At 69.4% G+C, this 18,392-nt stretch carries 12 protein-coding genes; 1 reads left to right on the top strand and 11 read right to left on the bottom strand.

From position 1 onward, the window contains the following. Positions 1–129 precede the first annotated feature (129 nt). The 8 genes from pepN to ACQE3C_RS10470 form a co-directional block, all read right to left on the bottom strand. A complete protein-coding gene (pepN, locus tag ACQE3C_RS10505; protein ID WP_434539137.1) occupies positions 130–2,571 on the bottom strand; it encodes an aminopeptidase N in 2,442 nt (813 codons plus the stop codon). Beyond that, positions 2,568–3,569 (bottom strand): carbohydrate kinase family protein, encoded by a 1,002-nt coding sequence (locus ACQE3C_RS10500; RefSeq protein ID WP_434539136.1) that lies wholly within the window; start codon positions 3,567–3,569, stop codon positions 2,568–2,570. The genes pepN and ACQE3C_RS10500 overlap by 4 nt, the downstream gene beginning before the upstream one ends. Positions 3,570–3,643: 74 nt before the next feature. Continuing rightward, complete coding sequence (locus ACQE3C_RS10495; RefSeq protein ID WP_434539135.1) at positions 3,644–4,705, bottom strand: NAD(P)H-dependent glycerol-3-phosphate dehydrogenase; 1,062 nt, start codon at positions 4,703–4,705, stop codon at positions 3,644–3,646. A gap of 20 nt (positions 4,706–4,725) precedes the next feature. Further along, positions 4,726–5,694 (bottom strand): sugar-binding transcriptional regulator, encoded by a 969-nt coding sequence (locus tag ACQE3C_RS10490; RefSeq protein WP_434539134.1) that lies wholly within the window; start codon positions 5,692–5,694, stop codon positions 4,726–4,728. A 148-nt stretch (positions 5,695–5,842) separates the two neighbouring features. Next, positions 5,843–7,567, bottom strand: coding sequence for a signal peptide peptidase SppA (gene sppA, locus ACQE3C_RS10485; protein ID WP_434539133.1), 1,725 nt, complete (start codon positions 7,565–7,567; stop codon positions 5,843–5,845). A gap of 21 nt (positions 7,568–7,588) precedes the next feature. Continuing rightward, positions 7,589–8,932 carry an MFS transporter gene (locus ACQE3C_RS10480; RefSeq protein ID WP_434539132.1) on the bottom strand — a complete coding sequence of 448 codons (1,344 nt, stop codon included), beginning with the start codon at positions 8,930–8,932 and terminating at the stop codon, positions 7,589–7,591. Between the two features lie 447 nt (positions 8,933–9,379). Further along, a complete protein-coding gene (rarD, locus tag ACQE3C_RS10475) occupies positions 9,380–10,300 on the bottom strand; it encodes an EamA family transporter RarD (RefSeq protein ID WP_434539131.1) in 921 nt (306 codons plus the stop codon). Between the two features lie 9 nt (positions 10,301–10,309). Further along, the gene (locus tag ACQE3C_RS10470; protein WP_434539130.1) at positions 10,310–11,197 is read right to left on the bottom strand and encodes a LysR family transcriptional regulator; all 888 of its coding nucleotides are present in this window, start codon (positions 11,195–11,197) and stop codon (positions 10,310–10,312) included. Between the two features lie 81 nt (positions 11,198–11,278). Here ACQE3C_RS10470 and ACQE3C_RS10465 point away from each other — a divergent pair, with 81 nt between their 5' ends. Further along, positions 11,279–12,559, top strand: coding sequence for an MFS transporter (locus tag ACQE3C_RS10465; protein WP_434539129.1), 1,281 nt, complete (start codon positions 11,279–11,281; stop codon positions 12,557–12,559). Between the two features lie 64 nt (positions 12,560–12,623). Here ACQE3C_RS10465 and tkt read toward each other — a convergent pair whose 3' ends face one another. From tkt to ACQE3C_RS10450, 3 genes are all read right to left on the bottom strand, one after another. After that, positions 12,624–14,699, bottom strand: a complete 2,076-nt coding sequence (gene tkt, locus ACQE3C_RS10460) for a transketolase (protein WP_434539128.1) — start codon at positions 14,697–14,699, stop codon at positions 12,624–12,626. A gap of 168 nt (positions 14,700–14,867) precedes the next feature. Further along, positions 14,868–16,403 (bottom strand): FGGY-family carbohydrate kinase, encoded by a 1,536-nt coding sequence (locus ACQE3C_RS10455; protein ID WP_434539127.1) that lies wholly within the window; start codon positions 16,401–16,403, stop codon positions 14,868–14,870. 280 nt (positions 16,404–16,683) lie between these two features. Further along, the gene (locus ACQE3C_RS10450) at positions 16,684–18,255 is read right to left on the bottom strand and encodes an FGGY-family carbohydrate kinase (RefSeq protein WP_434539126.1); all 1,572 of its coding nucleotides are present in this window, start codon (positions 18,253–18,255) and stop codon (positions 16,684–16,686) included. Between the last annotated feature and the right edge of the window lie 137 nt (positions 18,256–18,392).

The following is an 18,392-nucleotide window of genomic DNA, read 5'->3' as shown; positions in this document are numbered from 1 at the left end:
TGGCGAGCTCTTCTGGGCGTGGCATGCGCATACCGCAAGGGGCGGAACCTGGGCAAGGCTCAACGTCGGCTCGGCGCGGAATGCCCATTCATTCTACGTCACGATGTGCGGGGAACCCATTTCCCCTAGTCAGCCCGCTGATCTCGCGGACAGGACCTGGTCGATCCGGGCCAGCACCTCCGCGAGTGGTCGAGCCGGAGGACCGGCCAGGTCGCTGCGGCGGGCCAGCTCCTCCAGCAGTTGCCGGGTGGCTGGGTCAGCATGCGAGCTCGGGGCCGAGCCGGTGACCAGCCGCGGCAGCACCCAGCCCCCTCGCCGGCTGGCCAGCGCGGGGATGCTGTCGGCCCACTGCTGGACCAGTTCCGTGGTGAGGTCGTGCTGCTCGGGCAGGAAGAGGTTCTCGGCGATGGCGTAGAGCTCGTAGTTGCCCAGGTCGGCGGCGTTCACCAGCAGGTCGAGCGCGGCCTGTTTCGAGGCGGCGTCGGGCACGGCGGTGCGCGCCCTGCGGGCGGCCACTCGTCCGGTGGAGGTGTGGTCGCGCTCGTACTCCTGGTCGATCACGCCGGGGTCGGTGCCCAGCATGACCAGTCGGTGGACCGCGAGCCAGCGCAGGTCCTGGTCGAGGGTGATGCCCACCGGCAGGTCGTCACCGGCCAACCAGACCCGCAGCAGGGCGGCGTCGCTGGTGGTGGCCAGCAGGCTGCGCACGGCGGCGAGCTGTTCGTCCGACCCGGGAGCGGCGGCGACGAGCAACTGCTGCGCCACCCCGGCGAGCCGGGCCCGGGCGCCGGCACGCAGCCCCGGTTCCAGCCAGTCACCGGACAGGTCCCCCGCCCAGGCCAGCATGGCCGAGGTGATCGACGGCGCGGTCTCGCCGGGCAGGCTGTCGAGCAGCAGGTCGAGGGCGGTGGTCGGGCTGAGCTCGGCGTGGCGCAGCCCGTCACGCAGCCCGTTGTAGAGCACGACGCGGGTCGCGGGATCGGCCACCGCGGAAATCCTGGGCAGCCGGGCCGCCGGCAGTGAGGGCCGCACCCGCGCCCAGGTCTGGTCGCCGGCATCGGGGACGAGCAGGTCGGCGGGTGGCACGTCGAGTGCCTGCCGGTCGCCGGTGACCACGACGGGCACCCGGAACAGTTCGGCGCCCTCGCTGCTCAGCCCGGCCACCTCGATGGCGTGGACGCGCTGGGCCGGGTGCTCGGCGGGCACCTGCCGGACGAGGTCGGTGCCTTCGACGGCGAGCAGGTCCATGTCCTGGGTGAGCAGCCACGCGCGGGCCCACTCGTCCAGGCCCTCGGCCCCGGCCTCGGTCCAGCAGGCGAGCAGGTCGGCGGCACTGGCATTGCCCCAGGCGTACCGGTCGAAGTAGCTGCGCAGGCCGGCCAGGAAGACCTCGTCGCCGATCAGGGACACCAGTTGCCGCAGCGCCGAGGCGCCCTTGGCGTAGCTGATGCCGTCGAAGTTCTCCAGGGAGCCCTGCGCGTCCTCAGCGCCGTTGCCGGCGATGGGGTGCGACCCGGGGCCCTGGTCGGCTTCCGAGCCCCAGTTCTTGCGGGTGATGCCGAAGTCGACCCACAGGTCGGCCCGACCAGTGGCGGTGATGACCCGGTGGGCCATGTACTCGGCGAACGACTCGTTGAGCCACAGGTCGTCCCACCAGCGCATGGTGACCAGGTCGCCGAACCACTGGTGGGCCATCTCGTGGGCGACCAGCCCGGCGCGCGACATCACCTCGGCGCGGGTGGCGGCGCCCCGGAACAGCACCTGGTCGCGCAGCACGACGCAGCCCGGGTTCTCCATGGCGCCGGCGTTGAAGTCGGGCACGAAGGCCTGCACGTAGTCGCCGAATGGGTACCGCACCCCGAACAGCTCGTGGTAGGCGTCGAAGCTGTCGCGGGTGACCTGGAAGAGGTCCTCGGCCGAGCGCTCCAGGTCGGGGCGCACCGAGGCGCGGGCGAGCAGTTCCAGCCTGATGCCGTCGTGGGTGGCGCTGAGGCCGGCCCAGGGCCCGGCGACCAGGGTGACGAAGTAGGTCGACAGGGGTTTGCTGGTGGCCAGCTTCCACTGCCGGCCGGACTGCGCCGCGACCGGGGCATTGCCGCGGACGATCCAGTCGTCCTCGGGCACGGTGACGGTGAAGTCGTAGGTCGCCTTCAGGTCGGGCTGGTCGAAGCAGGCGAACCAGCGCGGCGCCGCGTCGAGGAAGCTCATCGCATACAGGTAGGTGCTCCCGTCGTTGGCGTCGACGTGGCGGTGCAGGGCCTCACCGTCGTTGGCGTAGGGCAGTTCGGCGCTGACCTCCAGGACGTTGTCGGCGGCCAGGTCGCGCAGTTGGATTCGTCCGTCGCTGAAGGCGTCGGCGGTGAGCTCGCGCCCGTTGAGCAGGGCCCGCACGTCCCGGCCGGCGCCGCTGATCTCGGCGAAGGTGGCTGCCCCCTCGGTGGCTGCGAAGCGCAGCACGGTGCGGCTGGTGAACCAGTCCCCCAGCCCGAGGTCGAGGTCGACTTCGGCGTGGATGCTGCCGACCACCCGGGCGCGGGCGATCGCTTCGTCGCGGCGCAGGCTGGTGCTCACCGGCGGCCCCACTGGTGGTGGGTGGCGATCTCGGCGACGAAGCCGTACTGGCCGGCCAGTTCGTGGTCGGCGGGCAGGTTGGCCACCCACTGCCACAGTTCCCCGAGGGTGGGTGAGGTGATGGCCCCGCCGGGGCGGGCGACGGTGAGCGAGGCCAGTGCGGTCGCGAAGCGCAGGCGCTGGACGAGCGGCCAGGTGGTCAGCAGCCCGGCGGCCCAGCCGGCGCTGAACACGTCGCCGGCACCGGAGGCGTCGATCACGGTGACCGGCAGGGCCGGGGCGTGGACGACCTCCCCGTTGCTGCTGTCCAGCGCGATGGCCCCCTCCCCGCCCAGGGTGATGACCGGTTCGGGCACGTGCTCGGCCAGGCCCAGCAGGGCCTGTTCGGGGTCGGTGGTGCGGGTGTAGTGCTGGGCTTCGACCAGGTTGGGGGTGAAGGAGTGGCAGTAGCCAAGGTCGACCAGGGCCGACAGGTCCCAGGCACCCGACTCGTCCCAGCCGCAGTCGCCGATGACCTGGGTGCCGTGGCTGACGGCCTCGGCGAGCCAGGGCATCGCGAACGGTTGCAGGTGGGCGATGGCCACCCGGGCGCGGGGGTGTTCGCGCTGCCGCAGCACACAGGCGCCGGGGTGGGGGGTCTCGGCGGTGACCATGGCCCGGTCACCGGCGTAGTTCATGATCACCGTCAGCGGGGTCTGCCAGTCGCGGTGGATCAGGCAGTTGCGGGTGTGCACGCCTTCGCGCTCGAGGGTGTCGAGCATGCCGCGGCCCAAGGTGTCGTCACCGACGTCGGCGACCATGCCGACGTCCAGGCCGATCCGTGCGGCCGCGATCGAGGAGTTCGCGATGCCGCCCGGCACGCCCAGGTAGGGGGCGGTGCGGACTTCTCGTCCGGGTTGGGGGCCCTCACTCGGTAGCCCGCTGAAGACGAGGTCATTGAAGAACAGGCCCACGGCCAGCAGGTCGAACCGGTCCTCGGGTTTCTCATCGGTCTGCACCCTGCCACGCTAGCGCGGCGCCGCCCCCGACAGGGAGCGGCGCCGCGTCAACGAGAGCGCTGGGGCTCAGCTGGTCACTTCTCACCACCGAAGAAGGTCGCCCAGGGCAGGTCGAGGGGGGCGTCCTCGGCCACGACCGAGTACAGGTAGCGGCAGAAGGGGAAGTCCTCGGGCTTGATCACGCCGCGTTCGGTCAGCTTCTTCAGTGCGGCACCCACGACACCGATGGCGGCCACACCCTCGAGGGTGACGCCCTTCATGTGCACGTCGCGCACCTCGGAGAACTTGACGCCCTGACCCACGAAGGTGCCGGCCTTGACGTTGCGGCCACCCATCGAGGTGACGAACATGTCACCGACGCCGCACAGGCCGGTGGCGGTGTCACCGTTGCCGCCGAGCAGTTCGATGAACTGGCGCAGTTCCACCGACCCCTGGGCGAACAGGCCGGCGCCGTAGTTGAACATGACGTAGCGATCGTTCTCCTTGCCCTGCGAGGCCAGGATGCCCTTCGCGAAGCCGGCGCCGAAGGCGTAGATGTTCTTGGCGGCCGCGGCCACCTCACAGCCGATCCAGTCGGTCGAGGTCCACACGTGGTAGTAGTCGGTGCGGAACAGGTCGGCGACCCAGCTGATGTAGTCCTGGTCGACCGAGGTGAACACGACGGCGGTGTCGTGACCGACGGCCAGCTCACCGGCGATGGACGGACCGGTGATGGCGCCCCACTTGATCTGGTCAGCCAGTTCCGAACCCAGGCGCTGCTTGATGACCTCGGGCAGGATCGTCAGGGTGCCGTCCTCTTCGGCGTGCAGGCCCTTGGTGATCGACAGCACCTTGTCGCCGGGCTTGAGCAGGCCCTTGAACTGCTCGGCGACCCACTCGACACCGAAGCTGTTGACACCGCTCATGATGAGGTCTGCGCCCTCGAAGGCCTCGGCGGCATCGGCCAGCTGGTAGGCGGTGACACCCTCGTTGACCTTGAGGTCGAGGTTGGTGTGCACGCCGGTGTTCTGGATCGAGGTGATGATGTCCTCGTCCAGGTGGGTGCCGACCAGGTTGACGGTGTGGCCGTTGTCGGTCAGCGGGTAGGTCAGGGCGGTGGCCATGATGCCTGCGCCGAGGATCGCGATCTTTGCCATGGGATTCTCCTTGGTGGGGGTTACTGGTGGTTGCTGGTTTCGGGGCCGGTGGTGGCCAGCACGGCGGTGGCCACCTCGGCGTCGGTCACGAGGGTGCGGCAGTAGCCGCCGGTGAGCATGGCGCGGGTGACGGCGACCTTCTCGGCGCCGGTCACCACGGCGATGCTGTGCGGGCAGGTGCGCAGGGCGCCCAGGTCCATCGAGATGGTGCGTTCGTCGAGTTCGGCGTCGACGATGTCACCGTTGGCATCGACGAAGTGGCTGAGCAGGTCGCCCACCACTCCCCTGCCGGTGAGCCCCTGCACTTCGGCGAGGGTGAGGTAGCCGGAGTCGACCAGCACCGAGGTGGCGGTCGCCGACCCCGGCGAGAAGACGATGACCCGGGACTGCTCGGCAGCCTGGATGGCGCCGGCCACCGAGGGCTCGGCGCGCAGCGCGCGACCCAGGCCGGCGGACGAGACGATGGTCGGGGCCGGCATCAGCCGCACCTGGCCGGGGCCGCGTTCGGCCATCGTCCGCAGCGCCTGGCCGACATGGTCGGTGCCGGCCACCGACAGGCCCCCGTTGGTCTGCACGACGGTGACGCCCCGGTTCCAGCCGTTGGCAAGCTGGGCGGCGACCCGTGAGGTGGTGCGCCCCCAGGACACCCCGACCGAGGCGGGCCGGGGCCGCAGGGACGCGAGCAGTTCGGCGGCAGCGTGGCTGACAGCGTCGGCGGTGGCCTCGGAATCGGACTGGCTGGGCACGACGATGGCGTCACGCACCCCGAAGCGTTCCCGCAGTTGCAGTTCCAGGTGGTGGTGGCGGGCCAGCGGGTGCTCGATGTTGATCCGGACGATGCCGACCTCGCGGGCCCGGTCGAGCAGCCGCCCGACGGTCCAGCGCGAGGTGCCCAGCTGCTCGGCGATCTGCGCGTGGGTGAGGCTCTCGTAGTAGTAGAGCTCGGCGGCCCGCAACATCGACAGCTCCGCTTCGGAGGTGTTCGACATTGGCCACCGCCCTTCTGTGCACATGTGTGCATCGCCCTTGGATCGTGCGTTCATTGTGCTGGTTTCTGGTTCCCAGCCTAAGCCAGAACGACCCACCCCTGCACGGCTTTTGCGCACATCTGCACTTAAGTGCAGTACTCTCCCGGTGTCAGCGCAGGGTGAACGACCACGGCATGGTCAGCGCACCGAAGGGCAACTGCAGCGGGCTGCCCAGCAACGCCAGGCCGCGCTGCAGCAGCGCCTCGGGGCCGCTGTCGGGCAGCATCAGTCCCCCACCGCCGCCGATCGACTCGGAACTGTTGGCGGGCTGGAACCGCGCCAGCAGGCCGAGTGCGGGCACCTGCTTCAGGGTGACCTTGTCGCGCGGCAACCCGGCCAGAGTGCAGGCCTGCTCCACTGCCTGCTCCAGCCCACCGATCTCGTCGACCAGGCCGCGTTCGTGGGCGTCGCGCCCGGTCCACACGCGGCCGCGGGCCAGCGGTTCGAGGTCGGCGACGTCCATGTTCCGGCCGCGGGCGGCCTTGGCGACGAAGTCGTCGTAGACCCGGTCGAGCCAGGTGTTGAGGATCTGCCATTCCTCCTCGGTGAGCCGCCGGTCGGATTCGAGCATGCCCGCGTGCTTGCCGGCGGCCAGCCCCTCGTGGGCCAGCCCCAGCTTCTTGTAGGTCTGTTCGAGCACGAACTTGCCGGCGACCACCCCGATGGATCCGGTCAGGGTCGAGGGCAGGGCGAGGATGCGGTCGGCACCCATCGCCGAGTAGTAGCCACCCGAGGCGGCCACGGCACCCATCTGGGCCACGACCGGCTTGCCCTGGTCGCGCACCTGCTGCACGGCCCGCCAGATGGTGTCCGAGGCCACCGCGGACCCGCCCGGGGAGTCGATCCGCAGCACCACGGCCTTGATCCGCTCATCGGCCGCGGCGGCACGCAGGTGTTCGCTGACCACGTCGGCGCCGACGGACTGGCCGCCGGGGCCACCGCCCGGACGACCCCGCCCGGTGACGATGCCGCCGCGCAGGCTGACCACGCCGATCTCGGGCCCCTTGCGGTTCAGCGCCCGCCCGGCCGTGCGCCGGGGAGCAGTGGCCGCGTTGTAGCGGTGCACGAACTGCAGGCCCTCGGTGCTGCCCGACCATTCCGCGAGCACGGCCGAGTAGACCTCGTCGCGGTACCCGATGCGGTCGACCAGCCCGGCGGCCAGCGCCTCGTCCGGGGTGAGCATGCCCTGGTCGACCAGTTCGCGCACGCGCGCCGGTTCCAGGCCGCGCTCGGCGGCGATGGTGTTCACGGCCTCCTCGAGGACCGAGTCGGCCAGCCGCTGGGCCATCTCACGGTTCGCGTCGCTGATCTCGTGGGCCGAGAACTGTTCGCCGGCCGACTTGTACTCCTTGCGCTGGGCGAACTCGGGTTCGATGCCGCCCTTCTCGAGCAGCCCGCGCAGCAGGGTGATGCTGACCGACACCCCGACCAGGCCGACCTGCCCGGAGGGCTGCAGCCAGACCTGGCGGGCACGGGTGGCGAAGGCGTACAGCGGCAGCGCGCCGCCGAGTTCCCCGAAGGTCTCCGCCCACGCCACGGTCGGCTTCGTCCGCCCGAAGGCGGCGACCATGTCGCCGAGTTCCTGCAGGTGGGCCACGCCCAGGCCCGACCCGTCGCTGACCCGGACGACCAGTCCGGCGACCCGGTCGTCATGGGCGGCCTCACGCAGGCCGTCGCGCAGGGCGTGCATAGAGGCGGCGTTCAGCATCTTCAGCGCGGCCAGCGGGCTGTCCGGCGGGGCGGCGAGCACGCCCCGGGCGAGGTCGATCTCGAGCACCTTGGGCGAGGAGGGGTTCTTGGAGAAGAGGGCGGCCAGCGGCGGGGGCAGGTTCATGCCCCGAGTCTATGTGGGCGCTCAGGCGTGGGCGCCGGCGCCGGGTTCGGCCGGGGTCCCCTCGATCCCCAGGGCCTCTTCGACGGCCCGGTTGCGGACCCCCAGCTGCGGCGGCCAATAGCGGTCGAGCCGCAGTTCGATGCCGTCGCGGCGCATCATCCAGACCGCCACGCCGAGCGCGACCAGGCCGGTCATGGCGGCGCCGAGGGCGAGGCCGGCGCGGGCTCCCCAGACGTCGCAGACCCGACCCAGCACCAGCGAGCCGATCGGCGAGCCGCCCATGTTGACGGCCAGGTACACCGACAGCGCCCGCCCGCGGAACTGCGGGTCGGTGGTCATCTGCACCATGGCGTTGCAGTTGGTCAGCACGGTGATGGCGCACAGCCCCATCGGCACCAGCAGCAGCATGTAGGTGGTGTAGGTGGGGGCGCTCGCGGCCAGGGCCATGGTCACCGCGAACCCGGCCAGCGCCAGCAGCGTCGTCCGGAACCGCGGACGAGCCCGCTTGGCCGCCAACAGGGCGGCCGCGAAGGTGCCCACCGCCATCGCAGAGCCGAGGATGCCGAATTCGCCGGCCCCCTTGCCGAACTCGGTGGTGGCCATCAGCGCATTGGTCAGCGGGAACTGCATGCCGAACATCGACAGGGTTGCCACCACCACCATCACGGCGATGATGTCGGGGCGCCCGGCCACGTAGCGGATGCCGCCGATGATGGCATTGCGCTCACGCACCTTGGGCGAGCGCAGCAGTTCGTCGGGCCGCATCAGCAGCAGGCCGGCGAGCACCGCGGCGAACGAAATGCCGTTGATCAGCAGCGCCGGGCCCACCCCGAAGCCCGCGATGACCAGGCCGGCGACCCCTGGGCCGACCAGCCGGGCGGCGTTGAACTGTGCGGAGTTCAGCCCGATGGCATTGGGGATCAGGTGGCGTGGCACCATTTCCGAGACGAAGGTCTGCCGCGCCGGCATGTCGAAGGCCTGGATGACGCCCGACAAGGTGGCGAACACGAAGGCCAGCCCGAGCGTCATCACCCCCGAGGCGTACAGCGCCCAGACCACGAAGGCATTGACCGCGAGCAGGCTCTGGGTGGTCAGCAGCATCTTGCGCCGGTCGAAGCGGTCGGTGAGCGCCCCGGCCACCGGGGCCAGCAGGGCCATCGGGGCGAAGGTGAGCGCAGTGACATAGCCCAGGGCGGTGGCCGAGTGGTCGGTCAACTCGGTGAGCACCATCCACTGGTGGGCGGTGCTGAACATCCAGCCACCGACGTTGCTGACCAGCGCACCGATCCAGAACAGGCGGTAGTTGAAGATGCCGAACGAGGCAAACATGGGCACAGCGGTGCCGTTCGTCCGGTTGCTGATCATTGTAGTTACCCTAGCTAACCACTTTGCCCACGGCAAGCTTGAGTTGGCCTCGCTGGTCGCCGGCCTCTTCACTGTGCGGGGGTCGGCGCCGCGAGCTCCCCATCCATGGCATCGAAGATTGTGAACCGGTCAACGTGCTCAATGATCGACACAAGGCCCACCGACGACGAGACGAGGCGGCGCGGATTTCGCCCCGGGGCCGATCTGACCAGCGACGACGGGGACCTTGAAGAGCTACCGAACAGTGCCAGAGAGACCCTGAACCGACCGAAACAACCTTGCATGACAGCGGGTCGAGGAAGCAGGTGCGACCGGTGCTGAGCCGCCGCTGCGGCCTTGGTGGCCATCGTGGGATCCTTGTCTGCCTGCAGCAGTGAAGGGTCATTCTGGAGGTGGAGTCGCTGGGGACCCGGTCGTTCGTCCGACCTGACGGCAGCGTGCTGGCGCTCACCTGACACTTGTGAGGCCCTCTGACCGGGCGGCCTCCTGGCGTTCCCGGGCCCCCTTGACCAGCCCGGTGATGTAGACCAGGCAGCCGGTCCACACGATCACCAGGCCGCCCAAGTAGGCCGCGCTGACCTGCTGGCGGAACAGCAGCACCCCGAACAGGAACTGCATGGTCGGCGCGATGTACTGCAGCAGCCCGATGGCGCTCAGCGGCAGGCCGCGGGCCGAGAAGGCGAACAACCACAGCGGGATCATGGTGATCAGGCCGCCCATGATGAACAGCCACCACAAGTTGGGGTGGCTCCAGTGGCCCTGGCCGTTCGCCTCGAGCCAGACCACATACGCCAGGCACGGGACGAGCATGATCCCCGACTCGACCAGCAGCCCGGGCAGGGCCGGGAGCGTGATGGTCTTCTTCAGCGCCCCGTAGGTGCCGAAGCTGAACGCGAGCAGCAGTGAGATCCACAGGGTGCGCCAGCTGTCGAAGGCGATCACCATGACCCCGACGAAGGCGAGCAGGATGCCGACCCGGCTGCGCACGTCGAAGCGCTCACCGAAGAACACCCGCCCGAACAGCATGCTCACCAGCGGATTGATGAAATAGCCCAGCGACGACTCGACGACATGGCCGCTGTTGACCGCATAGATGAACCCGCCCCAGTTGAACGAGATCACCACCGCTGCCGCGGCGAGCAACAGCCACTTGCGCACGGTCAGTTCCCGCAGCCACCCCCAGGGGTGGCGCAGCAGCACCAGGATCACCAGCGCCGAGACGAACGACCAGATCATCCGGTGGGCCAGCACCTCAACGGCGCCGGCCTCGTCGAGCAGGGGCCAGAACAGCGGGAAGACCCCCCACATCAGGTAGCAGGCCACCCCGGTCAGCAGCGCCACGTTGGGCCGGGTGGGGGTCTGGGTCACGCCCGCACTCTAGTCCCCTGTGCGCTGGCAGAACGCCTCGACCAGGACCGTGGCAGCGGCGCTCAGCGGACGAGCGGGCGACCAGACCAGCTGGATGCGCCAGGCCAGGTCGAGCCCGGCCAGTGGCGCGACATGGACCCCCGGCAGGTCCACGGTCGCCGAGACCGGCAGGACCGCCACCCCGAGCCCCGCCTGCACCAGCTCGGCGGCCAGGGTGAAGCTGACCACCTCGGTGCGGATCGTCCGGGTCAGCCCCAGGGCGTGCAGGGCGCGTTCGAACTCGGTGCGGTTGCCCCAGCCCTCGGGGAAGGAGACGAAGGGTTCCGCGGCGGCCTCGCGGGGGTCGACCACGGCCAGGCCGTCGAGCCGGTGACCACCGGGGCAGACGAAGACCATCGGTTCGGCGTAGAGCTCGACGTACTCGAAGCCGCGCAGGGAGGGTTCCCCGGCCGAGACCAGGGCCAGGTCGAGGGTGCCGGCGCGCACCTCCTCCAGGCTGGTGCGGGTGCCCTGGATGGTCTGGCGCAGCTTGACGACCACGTCGGGGTAGTCGGCGGCCAGGGTGCTGAGCACCCCGGTCAGGTCGACCTTGCCCATGTGCATGATCGTGCCGAGGACCACCGACCCGCGCACCGTGCCGCGAACGGCATCGACCGCCTCCCGGGCCGCCCGCAGGTCGTCGATGACCTGCCGGGCCAGCGGCAGTAGCGCCTCACCGGCCGCCGTGAGCCGCACGTCACGGTTGCGGCGTTCGAACAGCGGCATGCCGAGGTCCTCCTCGAGCTGTTTGATGCCCGCCGAGACCGCCGACTGGACGACGCGGACCTGGTCGGCGGCATGCGTGAAGCTCCGCTCGGAGGCCACGGCCAGGAAGTATTCGAGCTGGTGGATCTGCATTCACCGATTATCACTGTTGGTGATGGGTACGATCACGGAACTTCGTTGGACGTGATGAAAAATTCAAACGAAAATGGAGGCATGACCACCGCGACATTCGACTCCACCCCCGCTGCCACGGCCCACCGCGCCGTCAGCCGCCCCAGTGGGCGCACCGGGGCCCGCGAGGAACGACGTCGCCGGTACCACGCCCGCGGGTTCTGGGCCGTGGCCCTGGTCTTCGCCACCGCCATGGCCTTCGCCGCCGCCCCGGCCCCCCTCTACGTGCTCTACCAGCAGCAGCACGGCCTCTCGTCGCTGACCATCACGGTGGTCTTCGCCACCTACGCCTTCGGGGTCGCCGCCAGCCTGTTCACCGCCGGCCACCTGTCCGACCAGTTCGGCCGCCGCCGCATGATCGCGCTGGCCGTGGCGCTGAACGTGCTGGCCGCCCTGGTGTTCATGAGCTGGACGAACCTGGCCGCACTGCTGGCCGCCCGGCTGGTCTCCGGGCTCGGCATCGGCATGCTCACCGCCGCCGCCACCGCCTACCTCACCGAGCTGAATGCCGTGGCCCGACCCGGCATGGGCAGCCGCCGGGCCGAGGTGGTGGCCACCGTGGCCAACATCGGTGGCCTCGGGCTCGGCCCGCTGATGACCGGCCTGCTCGCCGAGTACGCACCCGCCCCGCTGTTCACCGCCTTCATGGTCTTCGCCTTCCTGCTGGTGGTCGGAGTCCTGCTGGTCGTGGTCTCCGCCGAGACCGTCACGAACAGCGATCCCGACTGGACCTACCGTCCGCAGCGCATCGTGGTGCCGCCGGCGGCCCGCGGGCGCTACTGGGCGGCCACCATGCTGGTCTTCGTCGGGTTCGCGATGTTCGGCCTGTTCAGCTCGCTGGCCCCGGCCTTCCTGAACACCCAGCTGGGCAACACCTCCCACGCGGTGGCCGGGCTGGTCTCGTTCGTGGTCTTCGCCGCCGCCGCCGGTTTCCAGTTGCTCACCGCGCACTGGACGACCACCCAGCAGACCATCGTCGGGCTGTCACTGCTCGGCATCGGCCTGGGGCTGGTGGTGACCGCGATCGTGGTGGCCTCCCTGACGTGGCTGCTCATCGGTGGCGCCGTGGCCGGCGCCGGGGTCGGCACCACCTTCAAGGCGGCCCTGGCCACCGTGATCCAGCTCGCCTCACCGGGCGCCCGCAGCGAGGCCATCGCCGGGCTGTTCCTGATGTGCTACATCGGCATGGCCGTGCCGGTCATGCTGCTGGGCCTGGCCCTGCAGGTGGTCAGCCTGGTGCCCGCGGTCATCGGCTTCGGTGTGGTGATGCTGGCCCTGCTGGCCACCACCGCCACCCTGCTGGTTCGCACCCGCCGCCGCTGAGCCAACAACAACAGTGGGGGCGCCCCGGTCGGGGCGCCCCCACTGTGTGGGTCAACTCAGGCGATCAGAGCACGCCCTTGGCAGCGGCCACGACGGCGTCGACGGTGAAGCCGAACTCCTCGAAGCACTTGTTGCCCGAAGCCGAGGCACCGAAGTGCTCGATCGAGACGCTGGCGCCCTGCGGGCCGACGTAGCGGTTCCAGCCCAGCGAGATGCCGGCCTCGACGCTGACGCGCGCGGTGACAGCGGCGGGCAGCACCGACTCCTGGTAGGCCTCGTCCTGCTCCTCGAACCACTCCTGGCAGACCATCGAGACCACACGGGTCGCGACGCCCTCGGCCTCGAGCTGCTCGGCAGCGCCGATGGCCAACTGCACCTCGGAGCCGGTGGCGATCAGGATCAACTGCGGCTCGGCGCTGGCCTCCTTGAGCACGTAGGCGCCCTTGGTGACACCGTCGGTGCTGCCGACGCCCTCGGCCGAACGATCGACGATCGGCAGGTCCTGGCGGGACAGGATCAGGCCGGCCGGGCGGTCGGTGCGCTCGAGGATGCCCTTCCAGGCGGCCGCGGTCTCGTTGGCGTCCGCGGGGCGGACGACGTCGAGGCCGGGGATGGCCCGCAGCGCAGCCAGGTGCTCGATCGGCTGGTGGGTGGGACCGTCCTCACCGACACCGACCGAGTCATGGCTCCAGACGAAGGTGCTGGGCACCTTCATCAGGGCGGCCAGGCGGACGGCCGGGCGCATGTAGTCGCTGAACACCAGGAAGGTGGCGCCGTACGGGCGGGTCAGGCCCGACAGGGTGATGCCGTTGACGATGCCACCCATACCGTGCTCACGGATGCCGAAGTGCAGGGTGCGCCCGTACTCGTGGCCGGTGAACTCGCCGGAGCTGCGCTCGGCCGGGAAGAACGAGGGCTCGCCCTTCATGGTGGTGTTGTTCGAGCCGGCCAGGTCGGCCGAGCCGCCCCACAGCTCGGGCAACTGGGAGGCCAGTGCGCTCAGCACCTCACCGGAGGCCTTGCGGGTCGACATCTTGGGCTGGTCGAAGGTGGGCAGCTCCAGGTCGGCCGGCAGCTCACGCTTGGACAGCCGCTCCAGCAGGGCAGCACCCTCGGGATTGGCCTGCTGCCAGGCGGCGAACTTCTCGTTCCACGCATCGTGCAGCGCCTTGCCGCGCTCGGCGGCCTGGCTGCGGGCATGGTCGACGGCAGCCTGGTCGACCGCGAAAGGGGTGTCCTCGAAGCCGAGGACCTCTTTCAGGCCGGTGATCTCGGCGGCACCCAGCTTCGAGCCGTGCACCGAGTGGTCGCCGGCCAGGGTCGGCAGCGGCCAGCCGATGACGGTGGTGATCCGGATGAACGAGGGCTTGTCGGTAACCTTCTTCGACTCCTCGATGGCGTCGTAGAGGGCCTGGACGTTCTCTTCGTAGCTGGTACCGCCGTTGGTCCAGTCGAGGTGGATGGTGTGCCAGCCGTAGGCGGCGTAGCGGGCCTGCACGTCTTCGGAGAAGGCGATCTTGGTGTCGCCCTCGATCGAGATGTGGTTGTCGTCGTAGATCAGGATGAGGTTGCCCAGGTTCTGGGTGGCGGCCAGTGAGCTGGCCTCCGAGGCGACACCCTCCTGCATGCAGCCATCACCGGCGATGGTGTACACGTAGCGGTCGAAGGGCGATTCGCCGGCCGGGGCCTCCGGGTCGAGCAGGCCACGCTCACGGCGGGCCGCCATGGCCATACCGACCGCGTTGGAGATGCCGGCGCCCAGCGGGCCGGTGGTGGTCTCGACGAACTTGGTGTGTCCGTACTCGGGGTGACCGGGGGTCTTCGAGCCCCAGGTGCGCAGGCTGGCGATGTCGTCGAGCTCAAGGTCGGCGCCGGCCAAGTACAGCTGGGTGTACTGGGTCAGCGACGAGTGGCCGGCCGACAGGACGAACCGGTCACGGCCCAGCCACAGGTCGTCGGCCGGGTCGAAGGCCATCACCTTCTGGTACAGCAGATAGGCGACCGGCGCCAATGAGATGGCGGTGCCCGGGTGGCCATTGCCAACCTTCTCGACGGCGTCAGCCGCGAGAATGCGTGCAGTGTCGACGGCCCGCTGGTCCTGCTCGGTCCACGTCAGCCCGTTGGTGGTGTTCTCAGTCACTGTGGGGTTTCCTCTCCTGAGGCGGTTGTTCGCCCGGTGTGGTCGCCATCCTAGGACGCACCCCCGCTCGCTCGTGGGGCGGGTCGCGGATTGGCAACAACGTGCAGGACGACCCGGCATCGCGTGGATACCGGGTCGTCCGCGGGGGGTGGTTACTTGGCTGCCCGGTTACTTGGCTGCTTCGTGGTCGACGATCTCGTGGATGGTGTCCTGGACCTTCGGGAACAGCTCGGTGTACTTGTCGATGTAGAACTGGTAGGCCTCGTTGATGTCCTTGCGGGGCTCGAGGGTCTCGCGGACGGTGACCATGTTCTCGGCGGCATCGGGCAGGTCGGCGTAGACACCGGCACCGACGGCGGCCATCATGCACGAACCGAGCACGACGGCGTCGCCGACCTCGGTCAGGGTGATCGGCACACCGGTCACGTCGGAGTGCATCTGCATGAAGTCACGGCCACGGGTGGCGCCACCACAGGCGACGATCTCGGACGCGTGGAAGCCCTGGGCCTCCATCACGCGCAGGTTGTGCGCGGTGCCGTAGCAGATGCTCTCCTGAATGGCCCGGTACATGTGCTCGGGGCCGTGGTGCAGCGACAGGCCGTAGATGCTGCCGCGGGCCTTTCCGTCGACGTAGGGGGTGCGGTTGCCCTGGAAGTACTCGTTGATGATCAGGCCGTCGGCGCCCGGGGGCAGCTGCTTCGACTGCTGGTTCAGCAGGTCGTAGGCGTTCAGCCCGGCCCGGTCGGCGGCCTGCACGAGGTCGCGGGCGAAGTTGTCCTTGAACCACTTCATCACCGAACCGGTCGAGACCTGGCCGCCCTCGACGGTGTACTGGCCCTTGACCACGCCGTCGGTGTAGGAGCCGAAGAACCCGGCGCCGTGGATGGGCTTGTCGGACTGCCCGGTGATCACGTGGGAGGAGCCGGTGATCAGGGCCATCTTGCCCGGGGTGACCACGCCGAGGCCGATGGCACCGGCCCAGGCGTCGGCCGAGCCCTGGGCGACGGGGATGCCGGGGACCAGGCCCATCAGGGTGGCCGCACGGCTGCTCAGGGTGCCGATGCGGGTGCCCAGGTCGATGACCTCGGTGGGCAGCTTGTCGAAGATGTCACCGATGCCGAGGTGGTCGTAGAAGTCGGTCGGCCAGCCGCCCTTGTCGCGGTTGTAGTACATGCGCTGGGCGGCGGTGTTGATGCTGAGGGTCCATTCGCCGGTCAGGGTGTGGGTGACCCAGTCGGTGGCATCGACGATGCGGTAGGCCTTGTTGTAGGTCTCGGGCTCATTGTTCTTCAGCCAGGCGGCCTTGAAGGGGAACCATTCGGCCGAGGCCGGGGCGGTGCTGTCACCGTTGTAGAGGCGGGCGACCGAGTTGGACGAGTCGGCCTGCGCGGCCTCCTTGGTGGCGCGCACGTCCATCCACATGATGGCCGGGCGCAGGTGGATGCCCTCCTGGTCGAGGGCGCAGACGGTGGTGGTGGTGGCGTCGTAGGAGATGCCGATGATCGCCGAGGGCGAGATGCCGGCGTTCGCCAGAGCCTTGTGGCTGGAGGCCTCCAGGCAGCTCAGCCATTCCGTCGGGTCCTGCTCGGCCCAGCCGGAGCGGGGGTGAGTGGTCTTGTAGGGCGTGGCAGCGAAGGTGACGGGCGTCCCCTTGGTGTCAAAGATGGCGACGCGGACACTCTCGGTGCCGAAGTCGACACCCATCAGGTAGCCGTCGGCAGAGGCAATCGTGTTCGACGTTGAACAACCTTTCAAATGCTGGTTCCCGGGTGGCGCCCGGTGCTGCGAAAACACTAGGCAGCGGGCAGCCGAGAGTGAAGGGGCTCACACCAGATAGACGGACGTGCAGCGCTCCCCCAGCTCGCCCGCACTGTTGTTCAGACATGTACAGACCTGTCCAGCGCGCTGCTGGGCGCGAACGCAAACGGTGCCCGGACGACCAGGTCGTCCGGGCACCGCCGTGGAGCTTGGGCTGGCGGAACCCTTACTTGGCAGCCTCGTGGTCAACCACCGTGTGGGTCAGCTCGGTCAGCGCCGGGTACGACTCGCAGTACTGGTCGACGTAGAACTGGTACTCCTCGTGGGCCTCGGCGTTCGGCTCGATGGTGTCACGCACATGCACCATGTTGTGGGCCGCATCCTGGATGGTCTCGTAGACACCGGCACCGACGGCCGCCAGCATGCACGAGCCCAGCACGACGGCGTCGCCGACCTCGGTGAGGGTGATCGGCACGCCAGCGACGTCGGCGTGCATCTGCATCCATGCCCGGCTCTTGGTCGAGCCACCACAGGCGACGATCTCCTGGGCTTCGAAGCCCTGCGCCGCCATCGCCCGCAGGTTGTGGGCGTTGCCGTAACAAACGCTCTCCTGGATGGCGTGGTAGATGTGGTCGGCACCGTGGGCGAGCGAGAGGCCCCACATGATGCCGCGGGCCTTGCCGTCGGTGTAGGGGGTGCGGTTGCCCTGGAAGTACTCGTTGATGATCAGGCCGTCGGAACCGATCGGGATGTTCTTTGACTGCTCGTTGAGCACGTCGTAGACGTTCAGGCCCATCCGCTCGGCGGCATGGCTCAGGTCGCGGGCGAAGTTGTCCTTGAACCACTTCAGCACCGAACCGGTCGAGACCTGACCACCCTCGACGGTGTACTGGCCCTTGACCACACCATCGGTGTAGGAACCGAAGAAGCCCTTGCCGTGGATCGGTTCGGCCGACTGGCCGGTGAGCACGTGCGAGGAGCCGGTGATCAGCGCCATCTTGCCGGGGCTGACCACACCGAGGCCGATCTGGCCGGCCCACGCGTCGGCCGGGCCCTGGGCCACCGGGATGCCGGGGCGCAGGCCGAGCAGGGTCGCGGCCCGCGTCGTCAGGGTGCCGACGACCTCGCCGAGGTCGACGACCCGATCGGGCAGCTTGTCGAAGACGTCGCCGCAGCCGATGGTCTCGTAGAAGTCGGTCGGCCAGCCCCCCTTGTCGCGGTTGTAGTACATGCGGTGGGCGGCGGAGTTGATGTTGACGGTCCACTCACCGGTGAGCTGGTAGGTGATCCAGTCGGGGGCGTCGACCAGGCGGAAGGCCTTGTTGTAGGTCTCGGGCTCGTTCTCCTTGAGCCAGGCCGCCTTGAAGGGGTACCACTCCGGCGAGGAGGGGGCGGTGCCGGCGCCGTTGTACAGCTTGGCCACCGAGTCGGAGTCGGCGGCGCGGGCTGCCTGGGCGGTGGCGCGCACGTCCATCCACATGATCGCCGGGCGCAGCGACAGGCCATTGCTGTCGAGGGCACAGACGGTCATTGTGGTGGCATCGAAGGAGATGCCCAGAATGCTGGCCGGCGAGATGCCGGCATTGGACAGGGCCTTGAGGCTGGAAGCCTCGAGGCAGCGCAGCCATTCCTCCGGGTCCTGCTCGGCCCAGCCACCGCGGGGGTGGGTCGTCTTGTAGGGCGTCGCGGCGAAGGTGACGGGGGTGCCCTTGATGTCGAAGATGGCGACTCGCACACTCTCGGTGCCGAAGTCGATACCCATCAAGTAGCCGTCTGCGGAATCCACGATGTTCGACATTGAACCAAAGCCTTTCGTACGGGTGCCCCGGGCCCGGCAACGTCGCCTTCCCGGGGGTCTTGTGGTGGTGGATGGACTTGTGGTGGTGATGTTACGGAGGCGCGGGGCGGCTGAACCAGCGCCCCCCGCCCTATTCC

This window comes from Aestuariimicrobium sp. Y1814, from assembly GCF_050113895.1.
Taxonomy (GTDB): Bacteria; Actinomycetota; Actinomycetes; order Propionibacteriales; family Propionibacteriaceae; genus Aestuariimicrobium.
This window is presented reverse-complemented; position numbering and strand designations above follow the sequence as displayed.